The following is a 17,050-nucleotide window of genomic DNA, read 5'->3' as shown; positions in this document are numbered from 1 at the left end:
CTGTAGGCATCGACTTGAAACGTTCAAGCGCAGCAGTGCCGCCAAGCTCCCACTCCGCGCCGACACGGGTCAAGGCCGCCTCGGGACCCGCGTCGGTCACCAGCCGACACCGCTCGGAGGACCCGGGCGCCGAGACCGGGCCGCCCCCGGAGGAGTGCCCGGCTCGCGCACTGGCAGGGGGCCGTCAGCAGGCTGACGACCCCCTCGTGGTGAACGGGGCAGGTGAGGCGGACCTCAGGCCGGGGTCACCGCGGGTGCCGTGCGCGGGTCACCCGATGATGGGGAAGTTGTTGAGCTGCCTGAGGGACCAGCTCTGGTTCGCGGTGTTCCACTCGTCGTCCCGGGAGATGCAGGTCCACTGCTGCAGGACGCCCTGCTGGCCGGGTCTGCCGGACGGAGCGGCCACGTCCAGGCACATGCCGGTGTACCGGTTCCTGATGATCATGGTCGTGGGGAAGCACTGGGTGCAGTCCGGCCGTGCCCAGTCGATCGACCACTCGGCCGGCTCGTAGCCGGCGCCGCAGGCGGGGTACTGGATGATCTGCGTGCCGTTGTCGTAGTACCCCGCACGCCAGTCGAGCATGAGGCACTGGCCGGAGTGGCGAGCCTTGATACGGAAGAACCCGTTGCCGCTGTCGAGGAGTTCGTACTCCTGCGAGGTGCTGGTGTTGTCCGGCCACAGGAAGACACCGGTGTGGGCTTCGGTCGACGCCCACATGACGTCGGCGCGCAGCCCGGTGTGGGTGTTCACGAGCTCGAAGCGGGTGGGTTCGGCCGCCTGGGCGGGGGTGGGGGCGATCGTCGCGACGACGGCGAACGCCAGGGCCAGCGCCGTCGCCGCCGAGAGGAGTCGCGGACGTCTGCGCTTGGCCGGCATCGGCGGTGGGGCCGATGCCGTGGTCCTGTCGGGGCGCTTGCGCCGTGAGGTGAATGCTGGCCGCATGTTGTTTCCTCCGTGAGTTTCCCTGAATCGGCGTCCCGCCGTCGTCGGGTCACCGGCTCGATGGACCGTCGGTTCTGTTGGTTCGTCGGTTCTGTTGGTTCGTCGGTTCTGTTGGTTCGTCGGTTTCGTTGGTTCGTCGGTTTCGTTGGTTCGTCGGTTTCGTTGGTTCGTCGGTTTCGTTGGGTCGTCTGTTTCGTCTCCCGCCGGACGTTCCGTTTCCGTGAAACGCCGGCGGCGCCGACGCCGACGCGATCGTGCGAAGGCGAGCCACCTCTCACGAGGTCACCCGGTCGGTCCGCCCGGGTGTCGTCACCATGGCATCGCCGCCTGTTCAACGACCTTGCGGCGACCTTGCGGACCAGCCAGCATGAGGACTCGCGACGCGTTCACGCGCTGCCGATCGCTTGGAGGCGTAGGGAATGTCGTCCGTTGGGTGAGATGGAAGTGCGGTCGGCGGGCCGGTCGCTGGCCGCCGTGGCCGTGGTCGTCCTGCCCGTGGTGACGGGGTCGGTCCACCTCTCCCCGGCGCGACGGGGGCGACGGGGGCGACGTGTCACCGGAGACGTCGGTCGAACGGGCGCGGGAACTCCTCGCCGCCGCCGAGGAGTACGACCGGGAGGGGCGCGTCCGGGACGCGCGGGCGAGGGTCGTCGACGCGGTGCGCCTGTGGGGCGAGCTCATCGCGCTGGACCCGGAACGGAACGCTCCGCCGCTCGCCTTCGACGTCATCCGGGCACTGGGCAGAGCCGGCGTGGACTTCAGTGTCCCCGCGTGCCGCGTTACGCGGCTGGCTCGCCAATCCGGTCCCCACGCCCTACCCGGCGATATCCCAGGTGATTCCGCTGCGGGACCGGCAGTTCAGGGCGCCGGTCTTCCTCGACGTCGTCGTCTGGAACTACGAGCACACGCCGAACGTCACCTCTCCCCGTGACGTCGGGGACGCGAATCTCGAGGTGTTGCGGGAAGCCGTTCTCGAGAACACGAGAAAGCGTTACGGAACGGGGGAGACGAGTTTCGATCCGCTCCTCACGCCGTGATTCCTCTGAGCGCCGAGTTACCGAAGTCCCGGAAGTTTCCCGAGCCGCCGAGCGCCCGACCTCCGATTCCCGGGTGCGTGGCGCCGTCGAGGAGAAAACGCGTCATCGCCGCTCGCCGTCGCGTGGCCGCTCACGGCACCGGGCGGGCGTGCGTCTCACTCGCGCGTGAAGCTGTCCACCATGCCGCCCCACGCCTCCCCGTCCCAGGAGATCACCAGGTGTGAGCCGTCCTCGGACAGCTCGACGTCACCGGCCGAACGGGCCGGGTCCTCGGGGTCGCAGGCGAGCTCGACGCGGGTCGTGCCGCCCGCCTCGGAGAGCGTCCCCGGGCAGCTCAGCGGGCCGGTCGTGGAGACCTCCCCGCCCGTGACGGTGATCGTCTCGATGTCGTTCCCGTCCACGATCGACACCCAGCTGCCGTCCATGCCCGAGGCCGCCGCCTCCTGCTCCTCCCCGGCGCCGGTGTCCTCGCCGGCCCCGGCGGCCTCGTCCTCCTCCGGCTGGTCTCCGGCCGCGTCCCCGGCGGGATCCTCGTCCGCCGCCTCGGGCGACTGCCGCGCCGCCTCGCTCGTGCCGCCGTCGCCCCCCTCACCGCCGTCGCCGCCGTCGTCGCTCCCGCATCCGGTGAGCCCGGTCAACGCCACGGCGGCGACCGCCGCCACCCCCAGAACCCGAGCGGCCAGTGCCCTACGCATCGTGTGCGTTCCCCTCCTCGACGTGCCTTCCAAGATCAACGGCCGGAGGTTATCGCACGTGCCCGGACACCTCTCCGGGGGCCGCGTCCCAGGGGAGGCGCCCCACGGGTCCACCGAGGAGGAGTTCCACCGCGGCGTCCGGTCCGCACGGTCACACGCGGCGCACGCCGCGGGAGGAACTCGTCACCGGACCCCCCCGGACGGCTGGGCCCGTCCCGTGCCCACGCCGTCGCCCCGTGCCCGCGCTCGGTCAGCCCGCGGCCGGCGGCGGGGCCGTGGAGGCGCGGGCGATGAGGGAGCCGGTGCAGGTCGCGACGCCGCCGGACGGCGCCTCGTCGCGGCCGAGGGCCAGGCGCGCGGCCCGGGTGCCGGCCTCCGTCAGCGGCAGCCGCACCGTCGTCAACGCGGGGGCGGCGTCCGCCGCGAACGGCAGGTCGTCGAAGCCCGTCACCGAGACGTCCTGCGGAATGCGCACGCCCCGCTCCCGCAGCGCCGCGCAGACGCCGAGCGCCACCGTGTCGTTGGCGGCGACGATCGCGGTCAGGTCCGGCTCGCGGCGCAGCAGTTCCAGCGCGCCGTCGTACCCGGAGGCCCGGTCGTAGTGGCCGTGGACGGTGAGCCGTTCCGCGTCGCCGGCCAGGCCGGCCTCGGCGAGGGCGGCGCGGTGGCCCTCCAGGCGGTGGCGGGTGGTGGTGCGGGCGGCGGGCCCGCCCAGGTACCCCAGGCGGCGGTGGCCGAGGGTCAGCAGGTGCGCGGTGAGCTGTCGGGCGCCGCCGCGGTTGTCGAACGTGACGGCGACCGGGCCCGGTTCCGGCTCGCCCTGCTGCCGGTCGGCCGCCTGCTCGGGGCCCGTCTCCCGCAGCGGCGGCCTGCCGCACAGCACGACCCGCCCGCCGGCCGCCTCGAGGCGTCGGATGCGGGTGGCGAGGGCGGCGATGTGGTGGGGGTCCTCCGTGGTGCCGCCGGTGAGGACGACGGCGGCGGCGCGTTGGCGCTGGAGGAGCGTGAGATAGGTGAGCTCGCGCTCCGGGGAGCCTCCCGTGTTACAGACCACGGCGAGTTTCTGTTGGGCGCGGCCGCCCGGTGCGTCGGTGGGGCCGAGCTCGGTCTGGACGGCGGAGGCGATGATCCCGAAGAACGGGTCGGCCACGTCGTTGACCAGCACGCCCACGAGGTCGGAGGTGGCGGCGGCCAGGGCGCTGGCAGGGCCGTTGACCACGTACTCCAGCTCCTCGACGGCCTGTAGAACGCGGCGGCGGGTGGGCCCGGCCACGGGGTAGTTTCCGTTCAGTACACGCGACACGGTCGCCGCGGAGACCCCCGCTCGGGCCGCCACATCGGCAAGCGTTACTGACATGCTCAGCTCCCACACTTGTCCCAGCCAGTGGGGAGAGGTTAGCTTCTCTCTGTCTAGAAAGCGCTTACTACGGCTATGCCGAGCGCAGCCCGAGCCAGAAGGGGAACGCGCGCATGACGCACGCCCAGCGCAGAACCGTCCGTATCGCCATGAACGGCGTCACCGGTCGGATGGGTTACCGCCAGCACCTGGTCCGCTCCATCCTCGCCATCCGCGAGGAGGGCGGCCTCGACCTCGGCGACGGGACGGTCATCTGGCCGGAGCCCGTGCTGGTGGGGAGGCGCGAGCACGCCCTGAAGGCGATCGCCGACCAGCACGACCTCGACTCCACGGCCATCACCACCGACCTCGACGCCGTCCTCGCCGACGACAGCATCGACATCTACTTCGACTCCCAGGTCACCCTCGCCCGCGAGGAGGCCATCGCCAGGGCGATCGCCGCGGGCAAGCACATCTACACCGAGAAGCCGACCGCCACCGGCCTGGAGGGCGCGCTGCGCCTGGCCCGCCTCGCCAAGGACGCCGGCATCCGGCACGGCGTGGTGCAGGACAAGCTCTTCCTCCCCGGGCTGCTGAAGCTCAAGCGGCTCGTGGACGGCGGTTTCTTCGGCCGCGTCCTCTCCGTCCGCGGCGAGTTCGGCTACTGGGTCTTCGAGGGCGACTGGCAGCCGGCCCAGCGCCCCTCCTGGAACTACCGCAGCGAGGACGGCGGCGGCATCGTCGTCGACATGTTCCCGCACTGGGAGTACGTCCTGCACGAGCTCTTCGGCAGGGTGGAGAGCGTGCAGGCGCTTGCCACCACGCACATCCCGCAGCGCTGGGACGAGCAGGGCAAGCCCTACGAGGCAACGGCCGACGACGCCGCGTACGGCATCTTCGAGCTGGCCGGCGGCGTCGTCGCGCAGATCAACTCCTCCTGGGCGGTGCGGGTGGGCCGCGACGAGCTCGTGGAGTTCCAGGTCGACGGCACCGAGGGTTCGGCCGTCGCCGGCCTGCGCACCTGCCGGGTGCAGCACCGCTCCAGCACCCCGAAGCCGGTCTGGAACCCGGACCTGCCGGCCACGCACCGCTTCCGCGAGCAGTGGCAGGAGGTCCCGGACAACGCCGACTTCGACAACGGCTTCAAGGCGCAGTGGGAGCTCTTCCTGCGCCACGTCGTCCTCGGCGAGCCGTACACCTGGGACCTGCTGGCCGGCGCGCGCGGCGTGCAGCTCGCCGAGCTCGGCCTGCTGTCGTCGACGTCGGGCCGGCGCGTCACCGTTCCCGAGCTGACCCTCTGAGCCCGGGCGCCTCCCGGTGACCTCCGCGAGCCCCGCGGGCCCCGCGACCCTCCGCGCGGCTCGCGCGTCCCGCGAGCCCGCCCGCGAGCCGACACCCGAGCCGACCTCCGAGCCCATCCCCGAGCCGACCCACGAGCCGTTCCGCGAGCATCGAGCAACGGAGACTGCTGCCCCATGATCCGCCTCCCCGACGCCTCCGGCGCGCTGCGCCCCCACGAGCCCCGCAGCGAGCCGGCCCTTCCCACCCCCCAGGGCTCCCCACCCACCTCCCGCATCGTCTTCTCCGCCGCCCACGTCGTCGCCGACCCGTTCGCCGACACCACCCCCGACGGCCCCGCGGCCGTCGACTGGGACGCCACGCTGGCCTTCCGCCGCCACCTGTGGTCCCACGGCCTGGGCGTCGCCGAGGCCATGGACACCGCGCAGCGCGGCATGGGCCTGGACTGGGCCGGCGCCGCCGAGCTGATCCGGCGCTCGGGCGCCGAGGCGCGGTCCGTCGGCGGACGCGTCGCCTGCGGCGTCGGCACCGACCAGCTCCACGCGCCCCCGGGCCTGGAGGGCGTCCTCACCCTCGACGCGGTCAGGAAGGCGTACGAGGAGCAGCTGGCCGTCGTCGAGGAGACCGGCTCCCAGGCGATCCTCATGGCCTCCCGCGCCCTGGCCGCGACCGCGCGTGGCCCCGAGGACTACGCCGAGCTCTACGGCCACCTGCTGCGGCAGGCGACGGAGCCGGTGATCCTGCACTGGCTGGGCCCGATGTTCGACCCGGCGCTGCGGGGCTACTGGGGGAGCGAGGACCTGGACCGGGCGACCCACACCTTCCTCGACATCATCGCCGCCCACCCCGACAAGGTGGACGGCGTGAAGGTCTCCCTCCTCGACGCCGAGCGCGAGGTCGCGCTGCGCCGGCGCCTCCCCGAGGGCGTGCGCTGCTACACGGGCGACGACTTCCACTACCCCGAGCTGATCGCCGGCGACGACCAGGGCTTCAGCCACGCGCTGCTCGGCATCTTCGACCCGCTCGGCCCGGTGGCCGCCGACGCGGTCCGCACCCTCGACACGGGCGACGTGGCCGGCTTCCGCGCCCGCCTCGACCCGACCGTCCCGCTCTCGCGTCACCTCTTCCAGGCGCCGACCCGCTTCTACAAGACGGGCGTGGTCTTCCTGGCGTGGCTCGCGGGCCACCAGGCGCACTTCACGATGGTCGGCGGCCTCCAGTCCGCCCGTTCGCTGCCGCACCTCGCCCGCGCCTACGAGCTCGCCGACGGCCTCGGGCTCTTCCCCGACCCGGGGTTGGCGGAGTCCCGGATGCGGCAGCTGCTGGCCACCTACGGAGTGGAGGCGTGACGAGGATGACGGACACGAACACGAACACGAATGCGGGCACGGACGAGGGCACCCGGGGGGAGCTGACGGGCTTCTCCGTCAACCAGATGACGGTCAAGCAGCTCCCCCTCCCCGAGCTGGTCAAGGGTCTGGTGGGCCTCGGCGTTCCCGGCGTCGGCCTGTGGCGGGAGCCGGTGGCCGAGTTCGGGCTCGAGGCCACGGCCCGCCTCGTGCGCGACGCCGGCCTCGCGGTCACCTCCCTGTGCCGCGGGGGCTTCTTCACCGCCGCCGACGCGGCGGGACGCGCCCGCGCGATCGACGACAACCGCGCCGCCATCGACGAGGCGGCCGTCCTCGGCACCGACTCCCTCGTCCTGGTCTCCGGTGGCCTGCCGCCCGGCAGCCGCGACCTGGTGGGCGCGCGGGAGCAGGTCGCGGAGGCGCTGGCCGAGCTGTGGCCCTACGGCGCCGAGCGCGGCGTGCGGCTGCTGGTCGAGCCGTTGCACCCGATGTACGCGGCCGACCGGTGCGTGGTCTCCACGCTCGGCCAGGCCCTGGACCTGGCCGGGTGGTTCCCCGCGGAGTGGGTCGGCGTCTGCGTGGACACCTACCACCTGTGGTGGGACGACCAGATCGCCGTCCAGCTCGACCGGGCGGGCAGGGAGGGCCGCCTGCACCGGTACCAGCTGGCCGACTGGGTCACCCCGCTTCCCGAGGGCGTCCTCACCGGGAGGGGGCAGCTGGGCGACGGCGCGGTGGACTTCCGCTGGTTCGGCGCGGTGGTGGAGCGCGCCGGGTACACGGGCCCGGTCGAGGTGGAGATCTTCAACGACGGCATGTGGGCGCGCGACGGGCAGGAGGTGCTGAGCGAGACCGTCGCCCGCTACCGCGAGCACGCGCTGTAGCGGTACAGCGGTACAGCGGTACGCGGTACAGCGGGAGCGCGTCGCGCCGCCGCTCAGCCTCGGGCCGTCGGCGCCCGCCCCCGTTCCCGCTCGCTTTCCCGTCCCCGTTCCCGTTCCCGCGCCGCCGGAGCGGGGACGGGCGCGAGGCGGGCCCGCACGGCGACGCCCGCGCTGGCGACGACGGCGACGCCGCCGAGGACGGTGGCCCAGGCCAGCTCCTCGCCCAGGAACAGCACCGCCCAGCTGACGGTCATCACCGGCTGGACGAGCTGCACCTGGCTGACCCGCGCCATCGGGCCGATCGCCAGGCCCCGGTACCAGGCGAGGAAGCCGAGGAACATGCTGACGACGCCGAGGTAGGCGAACGCGGCCCACTCCGCGGCGCTGCCGCTCGGGCGCCGCTCCGCCGCCGCGACCGCGGTGAGGAGGAGCATCGGCGGCGCGGAGAGCACCAGGGCCCAGGAGATGGTCTGCCAGGCGCCGAGCTCGCGGGCCAGCAGCCCGCCCTCCGCGTAGCCGACCGCCGCCGCGAGGACCGCGCCGAACAGCAGCAGGTCGAACGCGCGCGGCCCGCCGAGCCCGCCGCCGTGCGCCGCGGCGAACGCCACCGCGGCCACCGCGCCCACACCCGCCGCGACCCAGAAGGCGCGCACGGGCCGTTCCCGCCCGCGCAGCGCCGCCAGCACGGCGGTGGCGGCGGGCAGCAGGGCGATCACGACGGCGCTGTGGCTGGCCGACGTCCTGGTGAGGGCGTAGGACGTCAGGAAGGGGAAACCGACGACGACGCCCCCGGCGACGAGGGCCAGGCGCCCCCACTGGCCGCCCCGGGGCAGGCGCTGCCGCGTCAGGGCCAGCGCCGCGGCGGCGAGCACCGCCGCGACGACCGCGCGGGCGGAGCCGACGAACAGCGGCGACATCCCGCCGTCGTCGACGACGGCGCGGGTGCAGGGGACGGTGAAGGAGAACGCCGCCACCCCGAGCACGCCCCAGCCGAGGCCGGCACGGGCGGCCGGTGGGGATAGCGCCGGCGCCGTCGGAAGAGTAGCGCTACTGTTGTTTCTCATGTCGAACGATAGCAGTACGCGGATCGTCGCGGACCTCGACGCGTGGGTCGCGACGGCCCCGCCGGGCGCGCGGCTCCCCTCGACACGGGAGCTGGTGCGGCGGTACGGCGCGAGCCCGGTCACGGTGCAGAAGGCGCTGCGGGCGCTGGCGGCGCGCGGGCTGGTGGAGAGCCGGCCCGGCGTCGGCACCTTCGTGCGCGTCCGGCCCGTCGCCCGCCCGAACGACTACGGGTGGCAGACCGCCGCGCTCGGGTCGCCGCGCGGCCTGGGCCCGTGGCGGTCCACCGCGCTGCGGACGCTGCCGAACGACGTGATCGCGCTGCACTCCGGGTACCCGGACCGGGAGCTGCTGCCCGAGCGCCTGGTGCGCGCCGCGTTCACGCGGGCCGCGCGCGGCGACGCCGCCGTCAGCAGGCCACCGGCCGCGGGCCTCCCCGAGCTCCAGACGTGGTTCGCCACCGAACTCGGCCACGCCACGCCCGCCGGGGTCGCCCCACCGACCCCGAGCGACGTGGTCATCCTCCCGGGCAGCCAGAGCGGGCTCGGCGTCGCCTTCCGCGCCCTGGTCGGCGCGGGCCGGCCGCTGCTGATGGAGTCGCCCACCTACTGGGGCGCGATCCTCGCCGCCGCGCAGGCGGGCGTGCGGGTCGTCCCCGTGCCCAGCGGCAGCCACGGACCCGACCCGGACGAGCTGGCGCGCGCCTTCGAGCGCACGGGAGCACGCGCTCTCTACGCGCAGCCGAGCTTCGCCAACCCCACGGGGGCGCACTGGTCGCCCGCCCTGGCCGGGCGGGTGCTGGAGACGGTCCGGCGCCACGGCGCGTTCCTGGTCGAGGACGACTGGGCGCACGACCTCGGCATCACGGCCGACCCGACGCCCGTGGCCGCGCTCGACGACGCCGGGCACGTCGTCTACCTCAGGTCGCTGACCAAGACCGTCTCCCCGGCCGTCCGGATCGCCGCGGTCATCGCCCGCGGCCCGGCCCGCGAGCGCGTCCTCGCCGACACCCAGGCCGAGTCCATGTACGTCAGCGGCCTGCTCCAGGCCGTCGCGCTCGACGTCGTCACCCAGCCCGCCTGGCGCGGCCACCTGCGGGGCCTGCGCCACCAGCTGGCCGCCCGCAGAAACCTGCTTGTGGCGGCCCTGCGCGACCACGTCCCGGCCGCCCACCTGACGGCCGTGCCCCGGGGCGGGTTCAACCTCTGGGTGCGGCTGCCGGACACCACCGACCTCCCGCGGCTGGTCCGGGAGTGCGAGGCCGACGGCGTCGTCGTCGCCCCGGGCGACGAGTGGTTCCCCGCCGAGCCCACCGGGCCCCACCTGCGGCTGAACTACGCCGGGCCGAACCCCGGCGCCTTCGCCGACGGCGCGCGCGTCATCGGGCGGGCCCTGGCGCGGCAGTGACGGGCGTCGCGGCGGCGTGTGCGGCACGCGTGGCGCGGTGTCCGGGAACACGCGGCTCGCCGGTGGGCAACCAGCCGCGTCGCGTTCCGCGTCTTGGCGGGTGACAGCAAGCGGGGGAAGGATGCGGACATGCACAGCGATCTGTTCCACAGCCGGTTCACGGCGACGCAGGCCACGCAGCCGGGCATGTCGTTGCAGAACTCGAAGTCGATCAAGTACGCCGTCAACGGCGAGTGCCTGGCGCGGCAGGGCGCGATGGTCGCCTACCGGGGGAACCTCCAGTTCGAGCGGAAGGGCCAGGGGGTCGGGAACTACCTCAAGCGGCGCGTCACCGGCGAGGGCCTGGCGCTGATGGCCGTGCGCGGCCAGGGCGAGGCGTGGTTCGCGCACGAGGCGCAGAGCTGCTTCGTCGTCCGGATCGACCCGGGGGACAGCCTGTCGATCAACGGCAACAACGTGCTGGTCTTCGACGCGTCCCTCTCCTACGACATCCGCATGGTCAAGGGCGCGGGCATGACCGGCGGCGGGCTGTTCAACTGCGTCTTCAGCGGCCAGGGCGACCTGGGCCTGGTCTGTGACGGCGAGCCCCTCGTCATACCCGTCTCGCCGCAGGCGCCCGTCTTCGTCGACACCGACGCCGTCGTCGGGTGGTCCGCCCAGCTGCGGACCTCCCTCCAGCGCTCGCAGAGCCTCGGTTCGATGCTGCGCGGCGGCTCGGGCGAGGCCGTCCAGCTGCGCCTGGACGGCGAGGGCTTCGTCGTGGTCCGCCCCAGCGAGCTCCAGCCCGACGCGAAGCAGGGCTGACCCGAGGCCGCCGCCTCCGGGGACGGGCCCCGGGCGCGGCGGCGTGTAACCCGCGGGAAAAGTGGCGGCAAGGCGGCGGCAAAGCCCGCCTCGTAGCGTCCGCCGCGGACCGGTTCCCCGTTGGCCTCTCGCCAAGGCCGGCCCGCAGGTTCGTCGCGTTCGCTGGCGGCCTCGGCCAGGGGGCGTGACGGCGGCAGCGGGCGTGACGGCGGGCGGGCCGTGGCTAGTCGGTGTCGCCCGCCGGCACCCTCCCGTCGTCCGTTCCCGTGTCGCCCGTCCCGGCCTCGGCGACCGGGGTGACGCCGCTGGTGCCGATGACGTGGAGCTGGACGCGGTCGATGGTGGCGTCCTGGAGGCAGCCCAGCAGCCGCGTCTCGTCGTGCTCGCTGAGCGAGGGGTGGATCGTCGCGGCGTAGAGGTTGTCGTCGAGCACCGTCATCCCGGCCTGGGCCAGCGGGATCGACGTGGCGTCCCGGCAGCGCTCCCACTGCTGACGGGCCGCCAGCTCGGCCTGGCCGGCCGGCAGTCCCCGGCTGTCCAGCGTGAACAGGACGGTCGTCGCGGTGTGGTCGCCGCCGCGCCGCGGGGGAGCGGTCTGAGTGAGCCCGGCGAGGCCGACGACGAGGCCGACGCAGGCCAGGCCCAGCGCCAGCCAGCCCACGGCCGTCAGCCAGCCGCGTCGCCCGCCCCGGCCGGGCGCCGGGCCCAGCGCCGGACGGTCCGGCAGATCGGGGGCCCCCTCGGCGACGCCGCCCGGCGGGGCGGCCAGCGGCGCCAGCCGCGCCGCGAGGCGGCGGGTCGCGGACGGGCGCACGGTGCGGCGGGCGACACGTTCCACCAGCCAGGCCAGTCCCGACAGCGCGGCGCCCGCCGCCATCAGCACCGGCACGAAGACGAAGGTGTGACGCTCCCGCTCCACCGCCTGGTCGAGCCAGGCGAAGCGGGCGGCGGCCCGGCCGTCGCCGTGGTCGGTGGCATCGCGCGTCTGGTCGGCCGCGCGCAGCTGGGCGAGGATCTCCTCCTGCCGGCGGTCGCCGTCGGCCAGCCGCCGCTCCAGGCGGGTCAGCCGACCGAGGACGACGAGGCCGAGCAGCAGCACCTCGGCCACGAGCAGCAGGACGCCGCTGAGGATGGCGCGCTGCCACTGCCAGCGGTAGAGGTAGACCACCACGTACGTGGCCGCGCCGAGCGCCACCAGCCCCGCCGTGAGGTACGCGACGAGCCGCGCCGGGCCCGGCCTCACCGCCCGGCCTCCCCCGCCACCAGGGCCGTGCCGTTCGCCGACTCCGTCGGGGCCAGGTCGCCGTCCGCGCCAGCGGTCCCCGGCAGGGCCAGGACCTCACCGGTCGAGCCGTCCACGGTCACGCGCGTGCCCGGCGGGAAGCGGTCCACCGCGCCCGTCACGCCGGTCACGGTCGGCAGCCGCAGCTCCCGCGCCAGCACCGCCAGGTGCGACAGCGGGCTGCCGGTCTGCGCCACGAGGCCCGCCAGCCGAGGCAGCAGCGGGGCGAGCGCCGGGTCGAGGACGCGCACCACGAGCACCGGGTAGGCCGGCGGAGGGCCGGTGCCGTCCCAGACGACGCCGGTGACCCGGCCGCCCGACACGCCGAGGGCCCCGTCGCCCGCGCCCTCGCGCGGCCCCGGCAGCCGGTCGGCGACGACGAGGCCGCCGTCGGCCAGCCGGAACGCGTCGGGCAGCGGCGCGCCCGCGGCGCGGGGGCGGCGTTCGGCCAGGTCGGAGGGGAGCGGGCGGCCCTCCGCGGCGGCCGTCAGCTCGGGCCAGCGCAGCAGCGCGACGCGTTCGCCGAGGCCGTCGACGCGCCGGGCGAGCTCCCCCACCAGCCGGACCTGGAACTCCTGCACCCACCGGATCCGGAGCCGCAGCGCCTCACGCGGGGACAGCCGCGCCGTCGCGGCGGGGGTGGCGGCGCCCTGGGCGGGAAGCCGCAGCGGCCGGGTGAGGCTGGGCGGCACCAGCGCGAGCACCTCGGGGTGGGCGGCGACGAGGGCGGCGTCGTCCATCCCCTCGGCCCGGCCGTGGTGGAGCGCCGCCAGTGCCCGCCCCGCCGCCGTGCCCTCGCCGGTGCGGGCGTCGGCGGTCGCGGCGTCGGCGAGCAGCGCGCCGGCCAGGGCCTCCTGGGCGTGGAGCGAGCGCAACGCGCTCCGCGACCAGCGCAACGCGGCGAGCAGCCCGTGCGCGCTCGACCCGGCCAGCGGCGGGGCGTGCGTCAACTCCCGGTCCACCTCGGCCGTGAGCGCCGCCGCCAGCTCGGGCAGGGTGCCGCGCAGCCTGCCGACGCGCCACGCGGCGGCGAGCCGGCGCAGCGCGGGCAGCGGGTTCAGGGCGGCGAGCAGGGCGAGCGAGCGGCGCCGTCGCGGGGCCACGCCCAGCAGCCGCAGGTCGGCGACGGCGCGGCCCTCGACCGTGAAGACGACCGGGTCGCGGCGGAGCCGGGAGCGGGGCGCCGCGCCGCCGACGTCGAGCGCCGTGGCCAGGCCGTGGGCCATGGGCACGACCCACAGGTCCTCCTCCAGCGGCTGGAGCACGTCGGGCAGCGTCTCGGCGACCGGCCCCGGGCCCAGCAGCCGGGCGTGGCGCGCGGGGCGGGCGGCCATGGCGGTGATGGGCCGGCTCTGGAAGAGCCGCAGCGTGCCGGTGTGTTCCTCGAAACCGAACTCGATGTCCTGGGGTCCGCCGTGGAGGTGGGCGGCGCGGCGGGCCAGCGCCGCGAGGCGACGGGTCTCGGCGGGGGTCAGCAGCCGCCTGGCCTCCCGGGCGCTGTCGGGCGGGGCGTCGGCGGTCAGGCGGCCGTGCGGGCTGAGCGGGACGGTGACGCCGGGACGGGCGCCGCTGACGAGGCTGTCGGGGCCGCCGGGCACCACGCTGACGAGGAGGCGGTCGGTGCGGCCGGTCACCGGGTCGGCGCCGAAGAGGACGCCGCCGACGCGGCAGCGCACCATCGGCTGCACCAGCACGGCCATCGGCGCCTCACCGTCGGTGGCCCCCTCGGCCAGCGCCCCACCGTCGGCCGGCGCCCCACCGTTGGCCGGGGACGTGGCGGCGACCGGGGACGTGGCGGCCTGGCGGGCCGACGCCCGGACGGCGCGCACCGCGTCGAGGAAGCCCTCCCAGCCACGCACGTCGAGCACCGAGACGAACCGACCCGCCATGGAGGAGACGGCGGTGTCCTCGGCGGCCGAGGAGGAGCGCACCACCAGCGCCACCCGCCCCGCGCCGCTGAGCCGCCGCCAGGCGCGCCGCAGGGACGGGTCGTCGTCGGTGACGGGCGGGGGTATGACGAAGCCCGGCAGCACGGGGAGCCCGGCCCCGGCGGCGCGGGCGAGGGCGGCGGCCTTGCCCCCCACGGCCTCGGCGCTCCGGGCGCGGGGGTCGCCCAGGTCGAGCACCGTGCCGGGTGAGGCGCCGACACCCCGGGACTCGTGACCGCTGACGATGCCGATGTCCACCATCCGTCTCCTCCCGGTCCGCCCCGCCCTGGGGGTAGACGCCGGGAGAACCCGGGGTACCTGACAGCAAACCGGGATGTGTCGGAGATCCCGCCACCGGGTAACGCTCGTTGAGAACGCAACGATTGCGGCCGCGTCGCGGACCCCGCGACGCGCGGGGACGATGCGGGAGGACCCAGCCGGCAGGCACCGGGGAGGGCTGGGCAGGAGGGGAGCGAAGGGCCCGGCCCGGGTGGCGGGGGCCTGGGCCGGACCCTTCGCCTGCCGCCTGCCCGTCCGCCGCCCCTCGCGTCACCGTTCGCCCCCCCGTTCGTGCCACCGTCCGCGTCGCCGGTCGCCGGCCGCGGGCCCCTTCCGACCACGGCGTCACGCCGCGTAGTCGCTCCCTGTCAGTGGCCGGGGATACCGTTCGACACATGACGACGGTGGTTGAGGGCGTCCTGGAGCGCATCACGTACGCCAACGAGGAGAACGGGTACACCGTCGCCCGGGTCGACACCGGGCGGGGTGGCGATCTGCTGACGGTCGTCGGCTCGCTGCTGGGTGCCCAGGTGGGCGAGTCGCTGCGGATGACGGGCCGCTGGGGCTCCCACCCGCAGTACGGCCGTCAGTTCACCGTGGAGAACTACACGACGGTCCTGCCGGCCACGGTCCAGGGCATCCGGCGGTACCTGGGGTCCGGCCTGATCAAGGGCATCGGCCCGAAGACCGCCGAGCGCATCGTGGACCACTTCGGTGTGCGGACGCTGGAGGTCATCGAGGACGACCCGAAGCAGCTGATCGCGGTCCCGGGCCTCGGCCCCAAGCGGACGGCGCGGATCGCCGCCGCGTGGGAGGAGCAGAAGGCCATCAAGGAGGTGATGGTCTTCCTCCAGGGCGTGGAGGTCTCCACCTCCATCGCCGTGCGGATCTACAAGAAGTACGGCGACGCCTCGATCTCCGTGGTGAGGAACCAGCCGTACCGGCTGGCGGCGGACGTGTGGGGCATCGGCTTCCTCACCGCCGACCGCATCGCCCGCGCCGTCGGCATACCCCACGACAGCCCCGACCGCGTCCGCGCCGGCCTCCAGTTCGCCCTCTCCCAGGCCAGCGACTCCGGGCACTGCTATCTGCCGGAGGAGCGGCTGATCGCCGACGCGGTGAAGCTGCTCCAGGTGGACACGGGCCTGGTGATCGAGTGCCTGGGGCAGCTGGCGGCCGAGCCCGAGGGAGTGGTGCGGGAGGCGGTGCCCGACCCCGAGCACCCGGAGGGCACGGTCACCGCCGTGTACCTGGTGCCCTTCCACCGGGCGGAGCTGTCGGTGGCGGGGCAGCTGCGCCGGCTGCTGCGGTGCGAGGAGGACCGGCTGGCGGCGTTCCAGGACGTGGACTGGGAGAAGGCGCTCGGGTGGCTGGCCGCGCGGACGGGCGCGGAGCTGGCGCCCGAGCAGCGGGACGCGGTGCGTCTGGCGCTCACCGAGCGGGTCGCGGTGCTGACGGGTGGCCCCGGCTGCGGCAAGTCGTTCACCGTGCGGTCCGTGGTGGAGCTGGCGCGGGCCAAGCGGGCGCGGGTGATCCTCGCGGCGCCGACGGGCCGGGCGGCCAAGCGCCTGGCGGAGCTGACGGGCGCCGAGGCGTCCACGGTCCACCGGCTGCTGGAGCTCAAGCCGGGGGGCGACGCGGCGTATGACAGGGACCGTCCGCTCGACGCGGACCTGGTGGTCGTCGACGAGGCGTCGATGCTCGATCTGCTGCTGGCGAACAAGCTGGTCAAGGCGGTGCCGCCGGGCGCGCACCTGCTGCTGGTGGGGGACGTGGACCAGCTGCCCTCGGTGGGTGCGGGGGAGGTGCTGCGGGACCTGCTGGCCGAGGGCGGCCCGGTGCCGGCGGTGCGGCTGACGCGGATCTTCCGGCAGGCGCAGCAGTCCGGCGTGGTGACCAACGCGCACCGGATCAACGCGGGCACCCCGCCCGTCACCCAGGGGCTGGAGGACTTCTTCCTCTTCGTCGAGGACGACGCCGAGGAGGCCGGGAAGCTGGCGGTGGACGTGGCGTCCCGCCGCATCCCGGCGCGGTTCGGCCTGGACCCGCGGCGGGACGTGCAGGTGCTCACGCCCATGCACCGGGGCCCGGCGGGCGCGGGCGCGCTGAACGGGCTCCTCCAGCAGGCCGTCACCCCGGCCCGTCCGGGCCTGCCGGAGAAACGGGTCGGCGGTCGCGTCTTCCGTGTGGGCGACAAAGTCACTCAGATCCGAAATAATTATGAGAAGGGCGCGAACGGCGTCTTCAACGGCACGGTCGGGGTCGTGACCGGCCTGGACCTGGACGAGCAGCGGCTGACCGTGCTCACCGACGAGGACGAGGAGGTGGGTTACGACTTCACGGAGCTGGACGAGCTGGCCCACGCCTACGCCGTCACGATCCATCGCTCGCAGGGCAGCGAGTACCCCTGCGTGGTGATCCCGGTGACGACGAGTGCCTGGATGATGCTCCAGCGGAACCTCCTGTATACGGCCGTCACCCGGGCCAAGCGGCTGGTGGTGCTGGTCGGCTCGCGGCGGGCGATCGCCCAGGCCGTGCGCACGGTCTCGGCGGGGCGCCGGTGCACGGCGCTCGACGCGAGGCTCGCGGGCAGGGTGGCCGCCGCGCCCGGCTCCCGGTCCGACCCCGAGGAGGGGTACGAGCCCGAGCCCGATCCCGAGGTGGAGCCCGTGGGGCCCTGAATGATCCGTTTCGTCGATGTTTGGCGGTCACGAGAGCGGCACCCCGTGCCAGAAAGTGGAGCAA

Annotated in this window: 13 protein-coding genes; 7 read left to right on the top strand and 6 right to left on the bottom strand. The window is 74.9% G+C overall.

All coding sequences use genetic code 11. The features are described 5' to 3' along the window. Window positions 1–268: 268 nt before the first annotated feature. Window positions 269–943 carry an RICIN domain-containing protein gene (locus ACTWP5_RS21990; protein ID WP_443222774.1) on the bottom strand — a complete coding sequence of 225 codons (675 nt, stop codon included), beginning with the start codon at window positions 941–943 and terminating at the stop codon, window positions 269–271. A gap of 833 nt (window positions 944–1,776) precedes the next feature. On the opposite strand from ACTWP5_RS21990, the gene ACTWP5_RS21985 reads away from it, so the two are divergent. Beyond that, window positions 1,777–1,980: a hypothetical protein gene (locus tag ACTWP5_RS21985; RefSeq protein ID WP_443222773.1), complete on the top strand. Its 204-nt coding sequence runs from the start codon at window positions 1,777–1,779 to the stop codon at window positions 1,978–1,980. A gap of 155 nt (window positions 1,981–2,135) precedes the next feature. Here the strand turns inward: ACTWP5_RS21985 and ACTWP5_RS21980 are convergent, their stop codons facing one another. Both ACTWP5_RS21980 and ACTWP5_RS21975 read right to left on the bottom strand, forming a co-directional pair. After that, window positions 2,136–2,675 carry a hypothetical protein gene (locus tag ACTWP5_RS21980; protein ID WP_443222772.1) on the bottom strand — a complete coding sequence of 180 codons (540 nt, stop codon included), beginning with the start codon at window positions 2,673–2,675 and terminating at the stop codon, window positions 2,136–2,138. Between the two features lie 250 nt (window positions 2,676–2,925). Next, entirely contained in the window at window positions 2,926–4,032 is a 1,107-nt protein-coding gene (locus ACTWP5_RS21975) for a LacI family DNA-binding transcriptional regulator (RefSeq protein WP_443222771.1), read from the bottom strand. Between the two features lie 113 nt (window positions 4,033–4,145). Here ACTWP5_RS21975 and ACTWP5_RS21970 point away from each other — a divergent pair, with 113 nt between their 5' ends. The 3 genes from ACTWP5_RS21970 (at window position 4,146) to ACTWP5_RS21960 (ending at window position 7,543) form a co-directional block, all read left to right on the top strand. Beyond that, the gene (locus tag ACTWP5_RS21970; RefSeq protein WP_443222770.1) at window positions 4,146–5,312 is read left to right on the top strand and encodes a Gfo/Idh/MocA family protein; all 1,167 of its coding nucleotides are present in this window, start codon (window positions 4,146–4,148) and stop codon (window positions 5,310–5,312) included. A gap of 174 nt (window positions 5,313–5,486) precedes the next feature. Next, a complete protein-coding gene (locus ACTWP5_RS21965; protein ID WP_443222769.1) occupies window positions 5,487–6,659 on the top strand; it encodes a dihydrodipicolinate synthase family protein in 1,173 nt (390 codons plus the stop codon). Window positions 6,660–6,664: 5 nt separating this feature from the next. After that, window positions 6,665–7,543 (top strand): sugar phosphate isomerase/epimerase family protein, encoded by an 879-nt coding sequence (locus ACTWP5_RS21960; RefSeq protein ID WP_443222768.1) that lies wholly within the window; start codon window positions 6,665–6,667, stop codon window positions 7,541–7,543. A 53-nt stretch (window positions 7,544–7,596) separates the two neighbouring features. On the opposite strand, the gene ACTWP5_RS21955 is transcribed toward ACTWP5_RS21960, so the two are convergent. Continuing rightward, window positions 7,597–8,607 carry a DMT family transporter gene (locus tag ACTWP5_RS21955; protein ID WP_443222767.1) on the bottom strand — a complete coding sequence of 337 codons (1,011 nt, stop codon included), beginning with the start codon at window positions 8,605–8,607 and terminating at the stop codon, window positions 7,597–7,599. Between ACTWP5_RS21955 and ACTWP5_RS21950 the strand changes: the two genes are divergently transcribed. Both ACTWP5_RS21950 and ACTWP5_RS21945 read left to right on the top strand, forming a co-directional pair. Beyond that, entirely contained in the window at window positions 8,606–10,012 is a 1,407-nt protein-coding gene (locus ACTWP5_RS21950; RefSeq protein ID WP_443222766.1) for an aminotransferase-like domain-containing protein, read from the top strand. The genes ACTWP5_RS21955 and ACTWP5_RS21950 overlap by 2 nt on opposite strands. A 129-nt stretch (window positions 10,013–10,141) precedes the next feature. After that, a complete protein-coding gene (locus ACTWP5_RS21945; RefSeq protein ID WP_443222765.1) occupies window positions 10,142–10,816 on the top strand; it encodes an AIM24 family protein in 675 nt (224 codons plus the stop codon). Between the two features lie 223 nt (window positions 10,817–11,039). Here the strand turns inward: ACTWP5_RS21945 and ACTWP5_RS21940 are convergent, their stop codons facing one another. Next, a complete protein-coding gene (locus ACTWP5_RS21940) occupies window positions 11,040–12,059 on the bottom strand; it encodes a hypothetical protein (RefSeq protein ID WP_443222764.1) in 1,020 nt (339 codons plus the stop codon). Beyond that, a complete protein-coding gene (locus ACTWP5_RS21935; RefSeq protein ID WP_443222763.1) occupies window positions 12,056–14,287 on the bottom strand; it encodes a PEP/pyruvate-binding domain-containing protein in 2,232 nt (743 codons plus the stop codon). Before ACTWP5_RS21935 ends, ACTWP5_RS21940 begins: the two co-directional genes overlap by 4 nt. Before the next feature lie 413 nt (window positions 14,288–14,700). On the opposite strand from ACTWP5_RS21935, the gene recD2 reads away from it, so the two are divergent. Next, window positions 14,701–16,986 carry an SF1B family DNA helicase RecD2 gene (recD2, locus tag ACTWP5_RS21930; RefSeq protein WP_443222762.1) on the top strand — a complete coding sequence of 762 codons (2,286 nt, stop codon included), beginning with the start codon at window positions 14,701–14,703 and terminating at the stop codon, window positions 16,984–16,986. Window positions 16,987–17,050 lie beyond the last annotated feature (64 nt).

Origin of the sequence: Streptomyces sp. 4N509B (assembly GCF_052245655.1) — a bacterium.
In the GTDB taxonomy this organism is placed as follows: Bacteria; Actinomycetota; Actinomycetes; order Streptomycetales; family Streptomycetaceae; genus Streptomyces.
Note: the sequence above shows the minus strand (reverse complement) of the source record. Positions and strands in the feature narration are given on the sequence as shown.